General features: G+C 50.2%; 3 protein-coding genes. All 3 read left to right on the top strand.

Annotated elements, in window-relative coordinates; genetic code table 11:
- Window positions 1-103 precede the first annotated feature (103 nt).
- Window positions 104-679, top strand: coding sequence for a type IV conjugative transfer system protein TraE (gene traE / locus AB6D80_RS23810; RefSeq protein ID WP_016800090.1), 576 nt, complete (start codon window positions 104-106; stop codon window positions 677-679).
- Window positions 666-1451, top strand: a complete 786-nt coding sequence (traK, locus tag AB6D80_RS23805; protein WP_017096434.1) for a type-F conjugative transfer system secretin TraK — start codon at window positions 666-668, stop codon at window positions 1449-1451. The genes traE and traK overlap by 14 nt, the downstream gene beginning before the upstream one ends.
- A partial coding sequence (locus AB6D80_RS23800; protein WP_372189807.1) for a TrbI/VirB10 family protein occupies window positions 1441-2796 on the top strand: 1356 nt, incomplete at its 3' end. The genes traK and AB6D80_RS23800, both read left to right, overlap by 11 nt.

Below are 2796 nucleotides of genomic sequence, written 5' to 3'. Positions count from 1 at the left end.
TGTCACTTTATTGGTGGGGGGCTTCCTTTGTCCATCCCACCCTCTTTAAGCGTACCCCCTCAGCCTGTCGTCGTTACTGGATTTTCTAAGGAGACCCTTCATCATGGATCCGTTTGTTAAACGGGATAAGCTGGCCGTCAAAAGCCTCCTCAATCTTTTTTTGAGTGCAGGCTTTCTTGTTATGCTTATCACTAACCTGGTGTTGGGTTACACCAGTTATCAAGCCCTTACCCATCAAAGCCGAACCCTAGTCCCGCCCACCCTCTCTCAAGCCTTTACGGTTTCGGATGGCGCGGTCGATGAACCTTATCTTGAGCAAATGGCGGATTATCTTCTCTACCTGAAACTCAACATCACGCCGGCAAGCGTTGGACGTCAGTTTGGTCAGTTACTTGAATATTTAGACGAGACAAGCTGGTACAACGTTCAACCTAAGCTGCTTCGAGAAGCCACGGTGGTTAAAAAAGATAACATCAGCAGCCAATTTTCTGTCGAGTTGGTCCGAATTTCTCTCGACACTCTCCAAGTACAACTCTACGGGAAACTCCAAAAGCACGTAGGCCAACGCGCACTAGATCCGGAGATGAAGTGGTATCAAGTCAACTTTAGCTATGACCAAGGCGTCATAGGTTTACTCTCCATTGAAGAAGTCGAGGTCAACACCGATGAATCTTTATGAGCAATCATTCACCCCATCGCAGCAATGGCACCCTTATTTTTTATCCATCGCGCTTTGGGTGGTCTTTTTCATCCCCTCTTTTGCCCTGGCTGAAAATGCCGCCATGGTGAGCTATGAGTTTGACGAAGGCGACACGATCCCCTTGTCACTCTCTTCCATTAACGTGAACCGTTTACTGGTCAACAATGACCGTATTATTTCGATCGTCTGCCCGAAAGGGTTTTGCACCTCAACGGGCAACCAAAAAGACGCTTCCGGCTCCATCACCTTAAAAATTAACCTTCCCTTACCGTTTACCGCGCACCTGACGACAGAGAAAGGGCGATTGTTTGCGCTGTTTATTACCCCCAAAGCTACACCATCTTTGGTCACGGAGTTTGTTTGGTCGCAAAATTACAAAGAGCAGCAAAGCCCGATTGAGCAGGCGGCGGATTATCCCGCCGCCATGACAGCGCTCACCAAAGCCATGATACGTTTTGTCCATGATGGCGCTCCCATTGCTGGTTTTAAACGTCACGACGTTGACCCCAAAACCTTACCCAAAGATGAAGCGTCACTGGCCATCATCCCTCAAACGGTCTTCGTGGGCCGTCATTATTCTGGGGTGGTTTATCAGCTCAAAAATCAAAGCCGCAGTGACATGGCGCTGACCACCGCGCAGTTCTACAGCTATTCCGCACGCTCAGCCGCGCTCGATGCCTATCAATTAAAACCTGGGCAAACTACCACGCTCTATCTCATTACTGGAGGAGGCGCCACCCATGCTCGATAAACAAAAAGACGCCTTGGGCCGTTTTAAGAAACGCGTCTTCAAAGACACCGACGGGGACTTTGAAGACGGCGGCACGATCAATGCCGTGACAAGAAAGCGCAATCGCACCATTACGCTCACGGTATTGCTGATATTGACCGCCCTGGCTTTTGTTGTTTGGCGGTTAACACTGTCTCCCCAAGCGCCAAGCAAGGGCATTCAAGATGTCGGATTTGGCGCTGTCGTCACCGATGATTTTACCGACAAAGACAACCAGTCCGCCCTGACGTTTCAACAAGACAAAATCAACCAAATAGAACAAAGCTTAGCGCGGTTTGAAGGCACATTAAGTCGCTTTGGACAAAGCTTAACCTCTGAGTTAGAGAACATTAAAAAGGCCAATGAGCGCGATACAAAATCGCAACTGACAGAGCTTGAGCAGCAGATGCAACAAAAGCTCGATGAAGTTGACGCGCTCAAGGCGCAGCTTGAGACGCAATTAGCCTCAACCCTCAAGGCAGGCGATCCTTCGACTCAACACGGCATCGAGACCAACCAGGGAGACACCTTTGGCCAATACAAACTGCCCCCAAGACCGGCCATTAATAGCAACATGGATAACGCCAAGGTGAATGAGTTCCAGTACCAAGAGCAAGATGATGTGGCCTTTAGTGGTGATGCCTTTGATAGCTTTGAATTTCACTGGCAAGCCAGTGTCGAGGAGAAACAATCCCGTCGCACGACCGATAACTACGTGCCAACCGGCACCTTTGTGACCGCCGTAATTACCGGCGGCGCTGATGCTAATGGGGGCGTCTCTGGACAAGGGGATACCTCACCGATTGTCTTTCAGACAGTCAATCAGGGGGTCTTACCCAACGGTCAGGCCTCTAAATTGAAGGATTGCACGATCACCGGCGCCGTCTACGGTGAGATCTCATCCAGCCGCGGCGTCGCTCGCACCAGTAGAATGAGCTGCATACAACCCAATGGCGATATTCTCGATATCCCCGTCAATGCGACCGTGTTTAACTTTGGTCGCAATGGTATTCGCGGTACCACCATTTTGAAAAACGGTAAGATCGTTCAAATGGCCGGCATTGCGGGGATCTTGCAAGGCGTAGGGGATGCAGGTAAAGCGCTGGCACAAACCACGACACCGACGGCGCTCGGCCCAAGTCAAAGCATCAACAGCGATAAAATTGGCTTGAATCTGCTTGGCGGCGCCACGGAGAGCGTTGGCAGCAAATTGGCGGACTACTACATCAAACTGGCCGAACTCTATCATCCGATAGTGGAAGTCAATCCTGGTGCCATCGTCAATATTGTCTTTTTGGAAGGCTTTCCATTAGATCCATTGCTGGCT

The organism is Vibrio sp. 10N.247.310.17, from assembly GCF_041466605.1.
Lineage (GTDB): Bacteria > Pseudomonadota > Gammaproteobacteria > Enterobacterales > Vibrionaceae > Vibrio > Vibrio tasmaniensis_A.
This window is presented reverse-complemented; position numbering and strand designations above follow the sequence as displayed.